This is a genomic window from Rhizobium sp. Leaf321 (assembly GCF_001423215.1).
Taxonomy (GTDB): Bacteria; Pseudomonadota; Alphaproteobacteria; order Rhizobiales; family Rhizobiaceae; genus Neorhizobium; species Neorhizobium soli.
This window is the reverse complement of record NZ_LMOF01000008.1, coordinates 46,028-63,184: the sequence shown is the minus strand read 5'-3', so window position 1 is coordinate 63,184 and position 17,157 is coordinate 46,028. Positions and strand designations below refer to the sequence as shown.

Genomic DNA, 17,157 nt, shown 5'->3' with positions numbered 1-17,157 from the left:
TCGCTTTGGGCAATCGGAGCCGGACAAAGGTTAGCCCGGCTCCTGATGACATCAGGCGTCGAGCTGCTTTTTCAGCACATCGAGCGACGCTTCGAATGTGTCGAACAGCACGTCCAGCTGTGACTCATTGATGATGAGAGGTGGGCAAAGCGCCAGCGAGTCGCCGATCGCACGGCTGATCAGCCCCTTCTCGACCATGATCGAAAACAGTTTCGGGCCGAGCTGACCGGTGGCAAACCCTTCGCGCGGAGCAAGTTCGAGTGCACCGATGAGACCGATGCCGCGCGCTTCGATCGCCAGCGGATGACTTTCGAGTTCCTTCAGGCGCGACTGGAATTTTGGCGCAAGCGCCCGGACGTTTCCGACCAGATCGCGCTCTTCGATGATCGCGATATTCTCAAGCGCAACGGCCGCCGCCACCGGGTGGCCGGCGGCGGTGACGCCGTGTCCGAACGTGCCGATCTTCGCGGATTCGTCCGCGATCGGGGCGTAGACGTTCTCGTTGATGAGAAGCGCCGAGATCGGCTGGTAGGACGAGGAGATCTGCTTCGACAGCGTCATGAAATCCGGTTGCAGATCGAAGGTTTGCGTTCCGAACATATTGCCGGTGCGGCCAAAGCCGCAGATCACCTCGTCGGCGATGAACAGGATGTCGTATTTCTTGAGGATGGCCTGGATGGCCGGCCAGTAACCGGCAGGCGGCACGATCACGCCGCCGGCACCCATCACCGGCTCGCCGATAAAGGCTGCAACAGTTTCGGGGCCTTCGCGCAGGATCAGGTCCTCGAGTTCCTTGGCACACCGTTCGACAAAGGCAGCCTCGCTCTCGCCCTCAAGCTTGAAGGCGCGGTAATGCGGGCAGGATGTGTGGAATATGCCGGGCAGCGGCAGATCGAAAGAGCGGTGGTTGTTCGGCAGACCGGTCAGGCTCGCGGAAACGGCGGTCACGCCGTGATAGCCCTTGATCCGGGAGATGATCTTCTTCTTCTCCGGCTTGCCCATGGCGTTCGACCGGTACCAGATCATCTTGATGGCCGTATCGTTGGCTTCCGAACCCGAATTCGTGAAAAACGCCTTCGACATCGGCACCGGCGCCATCTGCACCAGCTTTTCGGCAAGCTCGATCGACGGGCCGTTCGCCCGCGATGTGAACGTATGGTAATAGGGCAGCTTGCTCATCTGCCGCGTGGCGGCCTCGACCAGCCGGTTTTCACCAAAGCCGACAGCGACGCTCCAGAGGCCGGACATGCCTTCGATATATTTCTTGCCGTTGTTGTCGTAGACGTAGATGCCTTCGCCGCGTTCCATCACGAGCGCACCGTCGCGCTCCAGAGCGCGGGCGTTCGTGTAGGAGTGCATGTGATAAGCCTTGTCGCGGGCTTCCATGGAATTGGGCTGTACCGTCACGAAGGGCCTCCTCTGCACCTGACTGATTTTGGCGTCATTCTTACGGCGAAACGCAGATCTTGGACAGCGCAAAACACTGTCCAAGAACTTCTCCGTTCGAAATAGTTGACACGACGGATTACATGTTCACTTCACCGTCATTGCGGCGACCGGCGGCTCGGTACCGGCAGGCATCGGGCTGATATAGGCCTGGCCCTTCAGCCGCTTTCTCAGATCCATCCAGGCAGCCTCGCGCAGCTGCTCGCTTTCGAGCGCCGCCAAACCGGTGGCGGCCATCGCTTTGGCAACCGACACCATGCCCTTGTGGGCAAGCTCGCTCTTGCCCTGCGCAACCACCTGCCAGGTATGAAGCTGGGTGCCGATGGCAAGCGTTGCGCCATAGGCCTGCACGGTCGGCACCACCCAGCTGACATCGCCGACATCGGTCGAGCCGCCCATCTGGCGAAGCTCGCCGTGGGCCGGAAGCACGAAGTCCGCCAGGGGAACATCGCGTTCATCAAGCCGCTCCTGGCGCCAGCTCGCCGCGATATCCTCCGGCGTCAGCGTCGCACGAATCTTGGCCGCAAATTCCTGGTCGGCGGCATCAAAAGGTGGCGGGCCGAGGCTTTCCCAGACATCCTGCATCGCATCCATCAGCGGCGTGTTGACGACGAGGTTGGAAACGCCGGCAAGGATTGTGCTTTCCACCTTGGTCTCGGTCATCAGCGCCGCACCTTCCGCGACCTTCTTGACCCGCTCGATCAAAGGTAGCAGGCCCGGCAGTTCGGGTGCGCGAATGACATAGCGGACCTTGGCATGCGCCTGGACGACGTTCGGCGAAATGCCGCCGCTGTCGAGAACCGCGTAGTGGATGCGGCAATCGGATGGCATGTGTTCGCGCATATAGTTGACGCCGACACTCATCAACTCGACGGCATCGAGCGCACTGCGGCCAAGCTCCGGAACCGCCGCGGCATGCGCCGCACGCCCGGTAAAGGTAAAATCGACACGGCAGTTGGCAAGCGATGTCTCGCGCTGGACGCCTGCGAAATTGCTGGGGTGCCAGCTGATGGCGATATCGACATCTTCAAATGCGCCGGACTGCACCATGAACGCTTTGGCAGCCCCGCCCTCTTCCGCCGGGCAGCCGTAATAGCGCACGCGTCCCGGCGTTCCGTTGGCTTCGAGCCAATCCTTGAGAGCCGTTGCGGCAAGAAGCGAGGCGGAACCGAGAAGATTATGGCCGCAGCCATGGCCGTTTGCGCCGGCAGTGATCGGATCGTAAGCGGTTTCGCCCGCCTTCTGGCTCAACCCTGCAAGAGCGTCGAACTCCCCGAGAAAGGCAATCACCGGTCCACCTTCCCCAGCCTCGCCGATCAGCGCGGTCGGAATGCCGGCCACGTTATCGGTGATCCGGAACCCTTGCGTTTCCAGCATTTCCCGATGCGCTGCCGCGGACAGGGTTTCCATGTAGCAGGTTTCCGGCGTCTCCCAGACGCGGTCGGACAGCTCCCGGAAAACCTCGGTCTTGCGGTCGATAAGAGTTAAGATGTGGGGAAGATTGGAATTTACGGTCGTCATAATATGCGCCTCGATCAAGCATTCGGTCCTGAAGGCGCCAAACCCTAACCGTTTCCCGCCCAATAACAATGGACCAGCAGCTTAAAAAATAAGCGCGGCTGAAAAAATCAACACGCCGCGCTCGGCAACGCAACGCGTGAAACTTGGTATCTCGACAAGTGCATCATAATCGCTATGCTCGCGCCCGACGTCACAGGAAGACCAAGGATACCGCAGAAGACGATAACAATTTTGCGTAAATAAGGCCGACGCCGTGAGTTCATGCTCATGAAAGCCGAATACTTGGAAATCCGTCGTCAATTCGAGAAAACGTGGGTTGAGTGCCGAAAAGGTATCGGAGATCCGTCGAAGACTGAAGAATACGGTCAGCAAACAAAAGATTTGCGACCAGGAGGTGAGACACACAAGCAGGATTGACGCGCACGTAAGCGTATCATCAAATTCAAAACACGGCCTAGCCTGGCAGTTAGCCGGCTCAAGGTCATTGGGAGACCGATATGAAATACAAGCTCGCCCTTGCCACAGCCCTGCTGTCGGCAACAATTTTCGCAGGCGCTGCGAACGCCAAGACCTTCGTGTATTGCTCCGAAGGTTCGCCAGAAGGCTTCGACCCCGGCATGTACACCGCCGGCACGACGTTCGACGCTTCGGCCCACCCGATCTACAACCGCCTGCTCGAGTTCAAGCCTGGCACGACGCAGCCGGAAGCCGGTCTTGCCGAGAGCTGGGACATTTCGTCCGACGGCACCGTCTACACATTCAAGCTGCGCCCGAACGTGAAGTTCCAGACCACGGAATTCTTCACACCGACGCGCGCGCTGAATGCCGATGACGTGATCTTCTCCATCGGTCGTCAGATCGACGAGAAGAACGCCTGGAACAAGTACATCAACGGCGCTTCCTGGGAATATGCCGACGGCATGGGCTTCCCGAAGCTGATCAAGTCGATCGAAAAGGTCGATGACCTGACCGTGAAGATGACGCTGAACCGTCCGGAAGCACCTTTCCTCGCCAACCTGGCCATGCCTTTCGCTTCGATCCTGTCGAAGGAATACGCAGACAGCCTCGACAAGGACGGCAAGAAGGAACAGCTCAACCAGAACCCGGTCGGCACCGGCCCGTTCACCTTCGTCGCCTACCAGCAGGATGCCATCATCCGCTTCAAGAAGAACGCCGATTACTGGGGCACCGCTCCGAAGATCGACGACCTCGTCTTCGCGATCACCAGCGACGCTGCCGTTCGTTACCAGAAGCTCAAGGCCGGCGAATGCCACCTGATGCCTTTCCCGAACGCCGCTGACGTCCAGTCGATGAAGTCGGACCCGAACCTCCAGGTTCTGGAGCAGGAAGGCCTCAACATCGCCTACCTCGCCTACAACACGACCCAGGCTCCGTTCGACAAGCCGGAAGTGCGCATCGCGCTCAACAAGGCGATCAACAAGAACGCGATCGTCGACGCCGTCTTCCAGGGCATGGCAACGCCTGCAACCAACCCGATCCCGCCGACGATGTGGTCCTACAACAACTCCGTCAAGGACGACACATACGATCTCGAAGCCGCCAAGAAGATGCTGGCCGATGCTGGCGTCAAGGACCTCTCCATGAAGGTCTGGGCGATGCCGGTTTCGCGTCCCTACATGCTGAACGCGCGCCGCGCCGCTGAAATCATCCAGGACGATTTCGCCAAGATCGGCGTCAAGGTCGAGATCGTTTCCTACGAATGGGCAGAATACCTGCAGCGTTCGAAGGCAAAGGACCGCGACGGTGCTGCCATGCTCGGCTGGACCGGCGACAACGGTGACCCGGACAACTTCCTCGACACCCTGCTTGGTTGTGACGCCGTCGGCGGCAACAACCGCGCTCAGTGGTGCAACAAGGAGTTCGACGAACTGGTGAAGAAGGCCAAGGTCACGTCCGACATGGCCGAGCGCACCAAGCTTTATGAGCAGGCGCAGGTCGTCTTCAAGAAGGAAGCACCTTGGGCAACCCTCGATCACTCGCTTGCTATCGTCCCGATGGCAAAGGGTGTGACCGGCTTTACCCAGAGCCCGCTTGGCGACTTTACGTTCGAGACCGTCGATATCGCTGAGTAATCCAGCCTAATCACAACTTTTTGCCGCGGGGAGCGTTGCGTTTCCCGCGGCATTTTCTTATGAGACGCCCAAAAATGCGGCGCGACGCCGAAATGGCTCGGTTCGTGGCTTGACACGGTCTGAAATCGACCGGAGCCCCTTCCACAAAGGCTTACAATGTTTGGTTTGCTACTGCGGCGCCTCGCCGTGCTGATCCCGACCTTCCTCGGGGTCTCGATCATCGCCTTTTCCTTCATCCGGCTCCTGCCGGGCGATCCTGTCATGCTCTTGTCCGGTGAGCGCGTCATGTCGCCCGAGCGGCATGCGCAGATCAGCGCCCAGCTTGGCATGGACCGCCCGATGGTCATCCAGTATTTCGATTATCTCGGCGGCGTGCTGACGGGTGACTTCGGCTCCTCGATCGTCTCCAAGAAGCCGATCCTCGACCAGTTCTGGGCGCTGTTTCCAGCGACCGTCGAGCTGTCCATCTGCGCAATGATCATCGCCGTTGCGCTCGGCATTCCCGCCGGCGTCATCGCCGCCATGAAGCGGGGTTCGATCTTTGACCAGGGCCTGATGGGCATCGCGCTGGTCGGCTATTCGATGCCGATCTTCTGGTGGGGCCTGCTGCTGATCATTCTGTTTTCCGGCACGTTGCAGTGGTTCCCGGTTTCGGGTCGCATCTCGCTTATGTTCTACTTCCCGCAGGTCACCGGCTTCATGCTGATCGACTCGCTGCTGTCCGGGCAAAAGGGTGCCTTCTCCTCGGCCATCAGCCATCTGGCGCTGCCGTCGATCGTGCTTGCCACCATCCCGCTTGCCGTCATCGCCCGCCAGACCCGCTCGGCCATGCTGGAAGTGCTGTCCGAAGACTACGTGCGTACCGCCCGCGCCAAGGGCCTGTCGCCGTTCCGCGTCGTCGGCGTGCATGCGCTGCGCAACGCGATGATCCCGGTCATCACCACCATCGGTTTGCAGATCGGCGTCATGCTTGCGGGCGCGATCCTGACCGAGACGATCTTCTCCTGGCCGGGCATCGGCAAATGGATGGTCGATAGCGTCTTCCGGCGCGACTACCCGGTCATCCAGGGAGGCCTGCTCCTGATCGCGGCGATCATCATGACGGTCAACCTCATCGTCGACCTCATGTACGGCCTCATCAACCCCCGTATCCGCCACTGATCCGCCGACAGAAGAAGGAGAAAAATCCCATGGCAGATGCAATAGCCGCCAAGACGCCAGACATCGTCACGACCGGGCAGATGCGCCGCCAGATGCTCAAGGAGTTCTGGTTCTACTTTTCCGAAAACCGCGGTGCCGTCATCGGCCTGTTCGTTTTCATCGCTCTCGTGGTCGTAGCCGTCCTCGCTCCGGTGATTGCCCCGCATTCACCGTTCGAACAGTATCGTGACGCCGTGCTGCGGCCGCCGGTATGGGCCGAAGGCGGCAGCTGGAGCTTTCTTCTCGGAACAGACCCTGTCGGTCGCGACATTCTTTCGCGCCTGATCTACGGCGCACAGTATTCGCTGTTCATCGGCCTGTTCGTGACGACGCTGTCGCTGCTCGGCGGCATTCTCGTCGGCCTGATCGCGGGCTACTATCGCGGCTGGATCGATACGGTGATCATGCGCCTGATGGACATCATCCTGGCGTTTCCGTCGTTGCTTCTGGCGCTGGTTCTGGTCGCAATCCTGGGGCCCAGCCTCACCAACGGCATGATCGCGATCGCGCTCACCCTGCAGCCGCATTTCGTGCGACTGACCCGTGCCGCCGTCATGGAAGAGAAGACGAAGGATTACGTCACCGCTGCCCGCATTGCCGGCGCCGGTCCGATCCGTCTGATGTTTCGCACCATCCTGCCGAACTGCACCGGACCGCTCATCGTCCAGGCGACGCTCTCCTTCTCGAACGCGATCCTCGATGCGGCGGCCCTTGGCTTTCTCGGCATGGGCGCACAGCCGCCGGCGCCTGAATGGGGCACGATGCTGGCCGAAGCACGCGAGTTCATCCTGCGCGCCTGGTGGGTTGTCACCTTCCCCGGCCTTGCAATTCTCATCACCGTTCTTGCCATCAACCTGATGGGCGACGGCCTGCGCGATGCGCTTGACCCGAAACTGAAGAGGTCCTGATCATGGCGCTTCTGCAAATCGACAATCTCACCGTTGAGTTCGAAACCGCGACCGGCTGGTTCCGGGCCGTCGACGGCGTCTCGATCACGGTCGAAAAGGGCGAAGTGCTCGCCATCGTCGGCGAAAGCGGCTCCGGCAAGTCCGTTTCGATGCTGGCCGTCATGGGGCTTCTGCCGTGGACGGCGAAGATCACCGCCGACCGCATGCTGTTTGAAGGCAAGGACTTCCAGAAACTGAGCCCTGCCGATCGTCGCAAGCTGATCGGCAAGGATATCGCGATGATCTTCCAGGAGCCGGTGGCAAGCCTCAACCCTTGCTTCACGGTCGGCTTCCAGATCGAGGAAGTGCTGCGCATCCACCTCGGCCTCGACAGACAAGCCCGCCGCGCCCGCGCCATCGAACTGTTCAAGCTGGTCGGCTTGCCGGACCCAGCGGAACGGCTGAACAGCTTTCCGCACCAGATGTCGGGCGGCCAGTGTCAGCGCGTGATGATCGCCATCGCGATTGCCTGCGACCCGAAGCTGTTGATCGCCGACGAACCGACGACGGCACTCGACGTCACCATCCAGAAGCAGATCCTCGACCTGATCATGGACCTGCAGACCCGCACCGGCATGGGCCTGATCATGATCACCCACGACATGGGCGTGGTTGCCGAAACGGCCGACCGGGTCGTGGTGCAGTACAAGGGCCGCAAGATGGAGGAAGCCGACGTGCTTTCGCTGTTTGAGAACCCGCAGAGCAACTATACCAAGGCGCTTCTCGCAGCCCTGCCGGAAAACGCGACGGGTGACCGACTGACCACCGTCTCCGCCTTTTTCGACGGCAATCCGGACCAGCCTTCGGGAGTGAATGCATGACCGATATGACCAACACCGACATCATGCTGGAAGTGCGCGACATCAAGCGCGACTACGAACTGCCGGCTGGCTTCATGAAGCCGAAAAAGACCGTGCATGCGGTCAAGGGCGTTTCCTTCAAGCTTGAACGCGGCAAGACGCTGGCAATCGTCGGCGAAAGCGGCTGCGGCAAGTCCACGCTTGCCCGCATGATCACCTTCATCGACGAACCGACGGCCGGCGAACTGATCATCGACGGCCAGAAGATGGATACGCGTCCCGGCCACCTGACATCAGAAATGCGCCAGAAGGTGCAGATCGTGTTCCAGAACCCCTATGGTTCGCTCAACCCGCGCCAGAAGATCGGCGACGTTCTCGGCGAACCGCTGGCGATCAACACCTCGATGCCGGCATCCGAGCGGCGCGATCGCGCAACCGAGATGCTGATCAAGGTCGGCTTGGGTCCGGAACACTACAACCGCTATCCGCACATGTTCTCCGGCGGCCAGCGCCAGCGCATCGCGATCGCCCGTGCGCTGATGATGAACCCGAAGCTTCTCGTGCTCGACGAACCCGTCTCGGCGCTCGATCTTTCGGTTCAGGCACAGGTTCTGAACCTGCTTGCCGACCTGCAGGACGAGTTCAACCTCACCTACGTCTTCATCAGCCACGACCTTTCCGTCGTGCGCTACATCGCCGACGAGGTGATGGTGATGTATTTCGGCGAGGCGGTCGAATACGGAACGCGCGAAGAGGTGTTCTCCGCGCCGAAGCACGAATACACCCAGACCCTGTTCAAGGCGACGCCGCGCGCCGATGTCGAATCGATCCGCGCTCGTATTGCTAAGAAGAAGGCTGCCTCGGCCGCTTGAACGCCTAAGATGCACTGATAATGCCGGCAGCTGTCGGCATTATCACGGAATTGAGCTTGAAGTTGACGCAGAGAGAAATCTCTCGCATCAGAAGTCATGCAAGAAGAAACCTCTGTCAGCTCGCCGGAAAGCGGCGAGCGCCATTGTGGCAGGGTGGGAGTAGCGGCATGGCATTGTTGAACTTGTTCAGAGGCAGGCAGCAGGACAAAGCGCCGGAGCCCGCCTCGCTCAAGTCCCTGGTCGAGGGATACTCGATCGAGGTGATGCCGCGCACCGCGGCCAAGATCGACGACTTCACGACGCTGCTGCCCGCAAACACTCGGGTCTATATCGCCCATATCGACGGCACACCAATCGACGATATGGTGAAGACGGCGAGACGACTGCGTGAAGATGGCTTCGAGGTCATGCCGCACATTCCGGCCCGCAGCATCGAGAGCCGCGCCATGCTCGACGACTGGGTAAGCCGATATCACACCGAGGCAGGTGTGGACCAGGCGCTCGTCCTCGGCGGCGGTCTGTCGCGTCCTGCTGGCGCTCTCAACAGTTCGCTGCAGCTGATCGAAACCGGCATCTTCGACCGTCACGGCTTCAAGCGCCTGCATGTCGCCGGCCATCCCGAAGGCAACAGGGATATCGACCTCGACGGCACGACCAAGCTTGTCGACGAATCCTTGAAGTTCAAGCAGATCTATTCCGAAAGCACCGATGCGAAGCTCGCGATCGTCACCCAGTTCGCCTTCGATTCGCGGCCGGTGATCCTGTGGGCGGAGCGGATCGCTGCAGCCGGCGTCCGCATGCCGATCCATCTCGGCGTCGCGGGACCGACCAAGCTTCAGACGCTGATCAAATTCGCCCTCACCTGCGGTGTCGGCCCGTCGATCAGCGTCATCCAGAAGCGGGCCATGGACATCTCCAAACTCCTGGTACCCTACGAGCCGACCGAATTCCTGACTGAAATCGCCGACTACAAGGCCCGCAACCCGCAAAGCTTGATCGAGCAGATCCACGTCTTCCCGCTGGGTGGTATCAGAGCCAGCGCGGAATGGATGAACGAGCGTCAACCTGCGCTGGCTGAAATCCGCGCGATATAGTCTTTTGCCGAGCGCGCGACGATCGCCTGGCCGTTGCCGCGGATATCCTGTTTGGCGAAGGCTCCGTAGATCCGCTCGAACGGCCAGGCCGCCAGCCGTTCCGCGACATCCGCCACCTCAGCTGCGCTGAGCGGCATCATGTTGGGATAGCTCCACATAAAGGAAACCCGGTCGGCCCCCGGCGTCACCTGCACAATGTCACCGGCCAAGAGCACGCCTGTTCCATCCGGCGCTGTCCAGTGCATCACAGTTCCGCCAGCGAAATGACCGCCGGCATGTACAAGCGTCGCGGAAGAAGACAGGACGAGCGCATCCTCGTCCCACAGGCGGACGTGATCGGACGGACGCTGGATCCACTGGCTGTCCAGAGCGTGGATATAGATCGGGCAATCGAAGGCCTCGGCCCAATCTTGCATGGTTGAGTAATAGTGCGGATGGGAGATCGCGATGGCGCTCAACCCGCCCAGCGATTTGACCAGCGTCTTCGTCGCGTCGTCGAGGAGCGCGATACAATCCCAGAGAATGTTTCCGGACGGTGTCTGCACCAGAAGCGCCCGCTGGCCGATAGCAAACGCGGGAACGGTACGGATGGAAAGGAGGCCAGGCTCGAGTTCGAGCCAGCTATTGGCATGCCCCTGCGCAAGCTTTTCAGCGGAAACCCACGCCTGGCCGGAAGCCGGGACATATTGCCGGTCGTCGAGGCAGATCGGGCAAGATGCGGGTGGTTCGGCACGATCGGGATAGGATGTGCTACAGGCATTGCAAAGAAAAACCGTCATGAGCCCCCCGCTCCGGATAACCGCGATCAATCGGTTATAGACGAGAACGGACTTCCCGATAGAGGCTGGGAGCCACATTCCGGTAAAGCGGCAAGAGCAGCCGGCCTCATTCACGCTTTCCCAACGCGGCCGCGATACGCTGTAGCGATGTTGCGGTTGCCGGGAGGCTGTGATGACGGAAGCAAAGCCTGTGCGGCTCTTGAACCTCGATCTGCTCCGGCTGGTCTCGGCCCTGCTCGTCCTGTTCTTCCACTACGGTTTTCGCATGCGGATCACCGGAGAAGGCGCCGGGATCGGCTTTCCGGAGCTCGCGCCGATAGCCAAGTGGTTCGATATCGGCCTGCTGATCTTCTTTGCCATCTCCGGCTACGTCATCATGATGTCGGCAGAAGGTCGATCGGCCTTTGATTTTGCCGCTGGACGGTTTGCAAGGCTCTGGCCGACATTCGTCGTCTGCGCCACCATCACCGCCGTCGTCCTGTCGATCTGGCCGGTCCCGGCGCTCAGTGCCCCGACGGTGCGGCAATGGCTGGCCCATCTCGTGATCCTGTCGCGCGTATTCGGCCAACCCTTCCTCGACGGAGCATACTGGACGATCGCCTACGAGATCATCTTCTACGGCTGGATCTTCGTCGCTCTCGCAACAGGCCTGTTGAAGTCGCACTGGCGTCTCATCGTCACGGTCTGGCTTGCCATTTCGGTGCTGAACGAGACAGCGCTGCAAAGCGTCGTGCTGCAGAAACTGCTGATCACCCAGTATTCAGGCTATTTTGCCTTCGGATTGGCGCTGTTTCGGACGCGACTGGAAAACTCCCGGGCAAGCTTTGCAGTGCTCAGCCTCGCAGCCGGCTGGGCCATTGCTGCACCGTTCCTGACGGAGCCGGAATTTGTATCCATGTATGGTCTTGAAAGAAATGCCGCGGGCCTCGCCGCGATGGGGCCGCTGGCGCTTGCGGCCGTGACGATCGCGATCTACGCGCCGACACTGCCGATCAAGAGAGGGCTCGCGATCTCGCTCGGCGGGCTGACCTATCCGCTTTACCTTCTGCATCAGAATATCGGCTATGCCGCCTTTGCCAATTTCGGCACGTCGGACAATCGCTTCGCCATTCTGGCTTTGTTGATTGGGGGATTGTTGGCTGTCGCGATGATCATCGCAAGAACAGTTGAGCCTGCCGCGAGACGGGCGATCATTGGGCTTTCAAAGCCCGTTCAGGCCAGCCTGACGCGACTGCGCGCCCGCTTTGCCTGAGGGACCCCGCGGCGGAAAAACCGCCGCAGGGTCTTGTGCACTCAGCCGTTGATGTAAGGCATGACTTCCAGAACGCCGCGGTAGATCATCTCCAGCGAAACGTAGAGGATGACGACCAGACCGACATAGGCAATCCAGCGATGCTTGTTGAGCAGGCGGGCGATGAAGCTTGCCGCGATACCCATCAAGGCGATCGAAAGAATGAGGCCGAAGATCAGCACTTCGGGATGTTCGTGTGCGGCACCGGCAACGGCCAGAACGTTGTCGAGCGACATGGAAACGTCGGCGATGACGATCTGCCAGGCAGCCTGGGCGAAGGTCTTGCGTGGCGCACCGCTGACGGACGCGTTCTCGCCTTCCTCGACGGCCTTCGAGACGACATTTTCGGCATCGTCCTCATGGCTGTGCGGGGTGCGCAGCTCGCGCCACATCTTCCAGCAGACCCACAGAAGCAGGACACCACCGGCAAGAAGCAGGCCGACGATCTGCAGAAGCTGGGTCGTGGCAAGCGCAAAACCGATACGCAGCACGGTGGCGGCAATGATACCGATCAGGATCGCCTTGGCGCGCTGATCCTTGGGCAGTCCGGCGGCGGCGAGGCCGATGACGATTGCGTTGTCACCCGCCAGAACAAGGTCGATCATGATTACTTGCGCGAGGGCGGACAGTGCCTCCGGCGTAAAGAATTCCATCATTTGGTACCCGATCTTTCAATACGGAGCACCCATGTCGTGGAGAGGGGCGACGAATTACGGGCGGAAATTCACCGCTATCCATTCGATTGCCGTCAAGGTCGAGTGACGACCCCCACAAACACCAGGCACCTGAAGTTGAACAATCCAGTCCGACATCACAGTTCCTGCGAACTGCCAGAGGGGCCCGGTCCTGGTGCGCTGAGATTTATCTTGGGAGCCGCAGAAATCAAGCCCCAACTCACGAACCAGCTCACGGGAGTGTGATTTCTTCGCGGGAAAACGGCTTCTACTTGGTCAGCCGCTTGTGGAGGCTCTCAAGAATGAGCTTTCCAAGCCCCTCGTAATCTTCATCGAAATGGTGTCCGCCTTCGGTGCCGACCGTCTCGATACCCTGCGGTTTGAGCGTCGGGCAAGGATCGTCGTCTTCGTCGGTACCATAAAGGCACTGCACGACATGCGGATCGATCTTGGCGATATCGGAAATGCTGTCGCCGTTCTTGCCCTCACCGGCAACACCAAGCCAACCGGTAACGGAAATCTCGAAATCGACCTCTTTCGACAGCGCCAGCAGCGAAATCTGTTTCACCCTCGCTTTGGTCGCAGCCGGCAGGACGTTGAAGGTCGCCGGCAGGATGTCGGCTCCGAATGAATAGCCGATCAGCACCACGTTTTTCACGTTCCACTGGCGCCGGTACGTGTCGATGATCTTGACGAGATCATCCGCCGTTTCCTGCGGCGTGCGTTCCTTCCAGAAATACCGCAGCGAATCCACCCCGACCACAGGCACACCCTGGGCCTGCAGATAACCGCCGAGCTCGCTGTCGATATCACGCCATCCGCCATCGCCGGAATAGACAACCGCCATCGTGTCGAGTGTCGGTTTCGTGTCCAGGACCGTTACTGGCAGATCGAGTTGATCGCTATTGCCGTCACCTTCAATCGCCGTGTCGAGGAGATCTGCGAGCGCTTCAGTTGCAGGCCCGGATACGTCCTTGAGCTCAAGATCCGGCCAACCGGCCTTGAGGCTGGTGGCGTGGTCCTTGCCGGCGGCATCGGCCGCATCGGTCAAGCCGATCGTCACGTCGGCCGGCAGCTTTCCATCGGTAAAGCCGTAGATCGTCCGGTCTCCGGCCTTTTCCTTGGTCGCGGGGGTGCAGAGAACCTTTTCGAGCGGAATGCCGGCCGTCGGATCGACTGCGATGGCTTTCGAGACTGTCGCAAACGGGCTCTGCGCGATCATGCCGAGCGCAAGTGCTGCGCCATCCCCGATTCCGGCAATGATCGGATGCCGGTAACTGGCATTGCCGATCCGGCGCTGCACCTGCTGCGACAGGTCTTCGATATCGGAGACCATGTAGATACAATCGCCGTCATCCTTGGCGAGCGACGCAATGTAGGAGGGATAATCGATACCGACCACCGCCGCCCCCTGATCGACAAGCGCCTTGGCTTGGCTTTCTTCCTCGGCACCCCAGCCTGCGCCCTTCGAGATCAGGAAGACCATCGCCTTCAGATCCTTGTCGGCGGGCAGAGTGATATGCGGCGAGACGATCATGCCGGTCTTGTAGTCATCCGTCTGCGAACCGGTTTGCTCGGAAGCAGGCTGCTGAGCGGAGGCGAAACCGGCACCGGCCAGCAGAATGCCGACGGCGAGAATTCGGGACAGCATCATCATTTTCCGACCACTCCTCTCAAGCCCCCACCAATCAGCAGCGTCGCATCGACCATCGCAATGGCAGGACTGACGCTTGCCACCGCCAGATAGCGGGGTTCCCAGTGCGGGTGAAACTTGGTTTTGAATGCCTTCAGGCCTTTGAAATTGTAGAAGCGCTCGCCGTGTTCGAAGATCACGCTGCCGATCCGGTCCCAGACAGGGGCGGCTTCCCTCTGTGCCATGCCGGAAAGCGGCGCCATGCCGAGGTTGAAGGTCCGGTAGCCGGCGGCCTGCAGATATTCCATGCAGCGGACGAACAGGAAATCCATCGAGCCTCTCGGCGCATCCGGCGCAAACCGCATAAGGTCGACGGTTGCCTCCTGCTTCGTCTCCGTCAGCGACAGCGTTGCAAAGGCGACGATCTTTCCCTGCGTGCGCAGCACCGCCACCGGCTGGGATGCCACATAGGCATCCTGGAAGGCCCCGAGCGAAAACGTCTTTTCGCGTGTCTCATGGGCTGCGAGCCAGGTATCGGACACGCGGCGCAGATCCTCGATCGAGCCCATCACATCCGCCTGCTCGATCACGTCGAATTCGAGCCCTTCGCGAAGACCCTTGTTGACGGCCTGGCGCAGACCGGCGAGACGACTTCCCTTGAGATCGAAGCGCTCCAGATCGACGATCGCCAGTTCTCCGAGCTTGACGGCTCGCATGCCGGCATCGGCGCAGTAAGGCAGAAGCGCCGGCGAAATCTGGTAGAAGACGGCCCGTCCGCCCTGGGCCCTCGCCTCTTCCACGAAGCTCCAGACCAGTTCGGGGATTTCCTCTGCCGGGCCGACCGGATCGAACAAGGCGATCCAGGAACGACCCTGAATGCCGTACATGATGAAAGCCTTGCCGTTTGTGGAAAACATCAGCCGCTTATCGGCCATGCGCACAACATTCGCGTCGGCGACGTCCTGCTGCCGAACGATCGAGACCGCCCGCTCCAGCTCCTCCGGCGTGGAGTGTGCCGTGCGGGTCGCAGCCGGGCGCAACAGGCTGGCAATCGCGATCGTGCCCGCAACGATCGCCACACCCAGGATCGCGCGAAGCCCACGCGGCGCTTCTGCCGAAAACTCGAACTGCCACCAGAGCTCGCGGCTGTAATCCACCTCGCGATAGACGAACAGAAGAACTGTTATCGCTGCCGCCACCAGCACCAGCATCGCCACGACCCAGGCAGGCGTCAGCACCTGCCGGAGGAGTGACGCCGGACGGGTGAACTGCCGGGCGCTGAGCAACAGGCCGGCGAGCAGAATGACGAGAAAGATCGCTTCAAACACCGCGACCGCACGCACGAAGGCGAGCAGCAAAGCCAGCGCGGAACAAGCCGTTGCCGTCCACCACGCACCGTCCAGCCTCTGGCTGACACCGCGGGCGGACGCGAAAAGCACGATGCCGAGAATGCTGGACAGAAAATGCGCGCCTTCAACGACCGGCAGCGGCAGATAGTTGTAGAGGAAATCCAGATCCGAATCCGGCGTCGGTGTAACGCCCGAAAACACCAGCATTGCACCAGCGATCATCGCGAATGCGGCAAGCAGCAGGGGCGCCAGACGGAATTCCAGTTTGCGCAGCGTCGAGGCGACCGGATGGTTGGAAAGCTGCTGCACCTCCATGCCGATCACGAAGAGCGTCGCGACCAGAAGCGGCAGCACGTGATAGATAACCCGGTAGAGAACAAGGCTGCCGAGAACCTGATCGATATCGACAGTGCTTCCGAGCGCCGCAACGATGATCGTCTCGAACACGCCCAGCCCCGCCGGAACGTGGCTGAGAACGCCGGCACCGACAGCCGTGGCATAGATCGCCAGGAACGACGGCCAGCCGATATCCGTCTGCGGCAGAAGCACGTAAAGAACCGACGCCGAGGCAGCGATATCGAGCGCCGTGATCAGGAACTGCTGCGACGAGGTTTTCGTATCGGGAAGCCGCAGCTTCAGCCTGCCCAATGCCACTTCGCGGCCATTCCAGCCGGCAACGACAAGCACTGAGAGCACCACGATGATCGCAACCGCAATGCCGCGCACCCAGCCCTCGCCGATGCCGAGCAGGCTGCCGATCCGAGGCGCCGTGACAAGCGATGCGATCGCAGTCACCCCAAGCAGGCCGATCCCGAAGGCGAGCGTGACGAAGGCGATCACGCGGCCGATGTCGTCGGGGCTGAGGCCCAGCCGCGAGTAACCGCGGAATCGGATCGCGCCGCCGCTCAAGGCACCGAAACCGGCTGTGTTGCCAACCGCATAGGCGCTGAACGCGGTCATCGCGACCGGCACCGGTGGCAGCTTCTTGCCGATATAGGAGAGTGCGTTGAGGTCGTATCCGGTCAGGGCAACGAAACTCAGCGCGGTGAAGAAGATCGCGAGAACGATGGACGATGCCTTCGTGGCCGCAAGCGCTGCAAGCACGTCGTCATAACTGACTTCGGTCGTCAGATCGTAGATCGCAAACGTCGTGAAGCCGAAGACCACGAGGATGATGAAGGGAACGAGATAGCCGCGATAGTTTTCAAACGTCTCGCGGAGGCCGGTCTTCTGCTGATCTGTGGACATCAATGGTCATGCCGGTTGTTGAAGCATTGCCGGGGATTTCTCCCCGAACGAGCCGGGCAGCTAAGGCGACCCGATCGCGGCAATAATATGTCTGTGTTGCCGCCCTCATTACGTAGGCGCTCGCCTACTTTCAATAAGGGTTTAGCGCATCGGCGTCGCAATAAAAAAGGCGGAAGCTGAAGCTCCCGCCTTTCGCTGTCTCTCTGTGAT

The 17,157-nt window shown here is 60.5% G+C and carries 13 protein-coding genes; 7 read left to right on the top strand and 6 right to left on the bottom strand.

Features of this window, described 5'->3' with window-relative positions; translation table 11 throughout:
- Positions 1 to 51: 51 nt before the first annotated feature.
- On the bottom strand, positions 52 to 1,407 hold the full coding sequence (locus ASF70_RS17385) for an aspartate aminotransferase family protein (RefSeq protein WP_062581540.1): 1,356 nt from the start codon (positions 1,405 to 1,407) through the stop codon (positions 52 to 54).
- Positions 1,408 to 1,533: 126 nt separating this feature from the next.
- Positions 1,534 to 2,967, bottom strand: a complete 1,434-nt coding sequence (locus ASF70_RS17380; RefSeq protein WP_156461875.1) for a M20 family metallopeptidase — start codon at positions 2,965 to 2,967, stop codon at positions 1,534 to 1,536.
- 497 nt (positions 2,968 to 3,464) lie between these two features.
- Here ASF70_RS17380 and ASF70_RS17375 point away from each other — a divergent pair, with 497 nt between their 5' ends.
- The 6 genes from ASF70_RS17375 to ASF70_RS17350 all read left to right on the top strand — a co-directional run bounded on the left by ASF70_RS17375 (position 3,465) and on the right by ASF70_RS17350 (position 9,973).
- Positions 3,465 to 5,060: an ABC transporter substrate-binding protein gene (locus ASF70_RS17375; protein ID WP_062581538.1), complete on the top strand. Its 1,596-nt coding sequence runs from the start codon at positions 3,465 to 3,467 to the stop codon at positions 5,058 to 5,060.
- A 156-nt stretch (positions 5,061 to 5,216) separates the two neighbouring features.
- A complete protein-coding gene (locus ASF70_RS17370) occupies positions 5,217 to 6,221 on the top strand; it encodes an ABC transporter permease subunit (RefSeq protein ID WP_062462141.1) in 1,005 nt (334 codons plus the stop codon).
- 29 nt (positions 6,222 to 6,250) lie between these two features.
- Positions 6,251 to 7,168, top strand: a complete 918-nt coding sequence (locus ASF70_RS17365) for an ABC transporter permease subunit (RefSeq protein WP_062581537.1) — start codon at positions 6,251 to 6,253, stop codon at positions 7,166 to 7,168.
- 2 nt (positions 7,169 to 7,170) lie between these two features.
- Positions 7,171 to 8,028 carry an ABC transporter ATP-binding protein gene (locus tag ASF70_RS17360; RefSeq protein WP_082471963.1) on the top strand — a complete coding sequence of 286 codons (858 nt, stop codon included), beginning with the start codon at positions 7,171 to 7,173 and terminating at the stop codon, positions 8,026 to 8,028.
- A gap of 5 nt (positions 8,029 to 8,033) precedes the next feature.
- Entirely contained in the window at positions 8,034 to 8,879 is an 846-nt protein-coding gene (locus tag ASF70_RS17355) for a dipeptide ABC transporter ATP-binding protein (protein WP_062462611.1), read from the top strand.
- 167 nt (positions 8,880 to 9,046) lie between these two features.
- Positions 9,047 to 9,973 carry a hypothetical protein gene (locus ASF70_RS17350; protein ID WP_062581535.1) on the top strand — a complete coding sequence of 309 codons (927 nt, stop codon included), beginning with the start codon at positions 9,047 to 9,049 and terminating at the stop codon, positions 9,971 to 9,973.
- Here the strand turns inward: ASF70_RS17350 and ASF70_RS17345 are convergent.
- On the bottom strand, positions 9,940 to 10,752 hold the full coding sequence (locus ASF70_RS17345; protein WP_062581532.1) for a hypothetical protein: 813 nt from the start codon (positions 10,750 to 10,752) through the stop codon (positions 9,940 to 9,942). The genes ASF70_RS17350 and ASF70_RS17345 overlap by 34 nt on opposite strands.
- 172 nt (positions 10,753 to 10,924) lie before the next feature.
- Here ASF70_RS17345 and ASF70_RS17340 point away from each other — a divergent pair, with 172 nt between their 5' ends.
- The gene (locus ASF70_RS17340) at positions 10,925 to 12,004 is read left to right on the top strand and encodes an acyltransferase (protein WP_062581530.1); all 1,080 of its coding nucleotides are present in this window, start codon (positions 10,925 to 10,927) and stop codon (positions 12,002 to 12,004) included.
- Between the two features lie 41 nt (positions 12,005 to 12,045).
- On the opposite strand, the gene ASF70_RS17335 is transcribed toward ASF70_RS17340, so the two are convergent.
- The 3 genes from ASF70_RS17335 to mprF form a co-directional block, all read right to left on the bottom strand.
- The gene (locus ASF70_RS17335) at positions 12,046 to 12,699 is read right to left on the bottom strand and encodes a TerC family protein (protein WP_062462125.1); all 654 of its coding nucleotides are present in this window, start codon (positions 12,697 to 12,699) and stop codon (positions 12,046 to 12,048) included.
- Positions 12,700 to 12,985: 286 nt separating this feature from the next.
- On the bottom strand, positions 12,986 to 14,374 hold the full coding sequence (locus tag ASF70_RS17330) for an AcvB/VirJ family lysyl-phosphatidylglycerol hydrolase (RefSeq protein WP_280136598.1): 1,389 nt from the start codon (positions 14,372 to 14,374) through the stop codon (positions 12,986 to 12,988).
- Positions 14,371 to 16,947 carry a bifunctional lysylphosphatidylglycerol flippase/synthetase MprF gene (mprF, locus tag ASF70_RS17325; protein ID WP_062583000.1) on the bottom strand — a complete coding sequence of 859 codons (2,577 nt, stop codon included), beginning with the start codon at positions 16,945 to 16,947 and terminating at the stop codon, positions 14,371 to 14,373. The genes ASF70_RS17330 and mprF overlap by 4 nt, the downstream gene beginning before the upstream one ends.
- Positions 16,948 to 17,157: the final 210 nt, after the last annotated feature.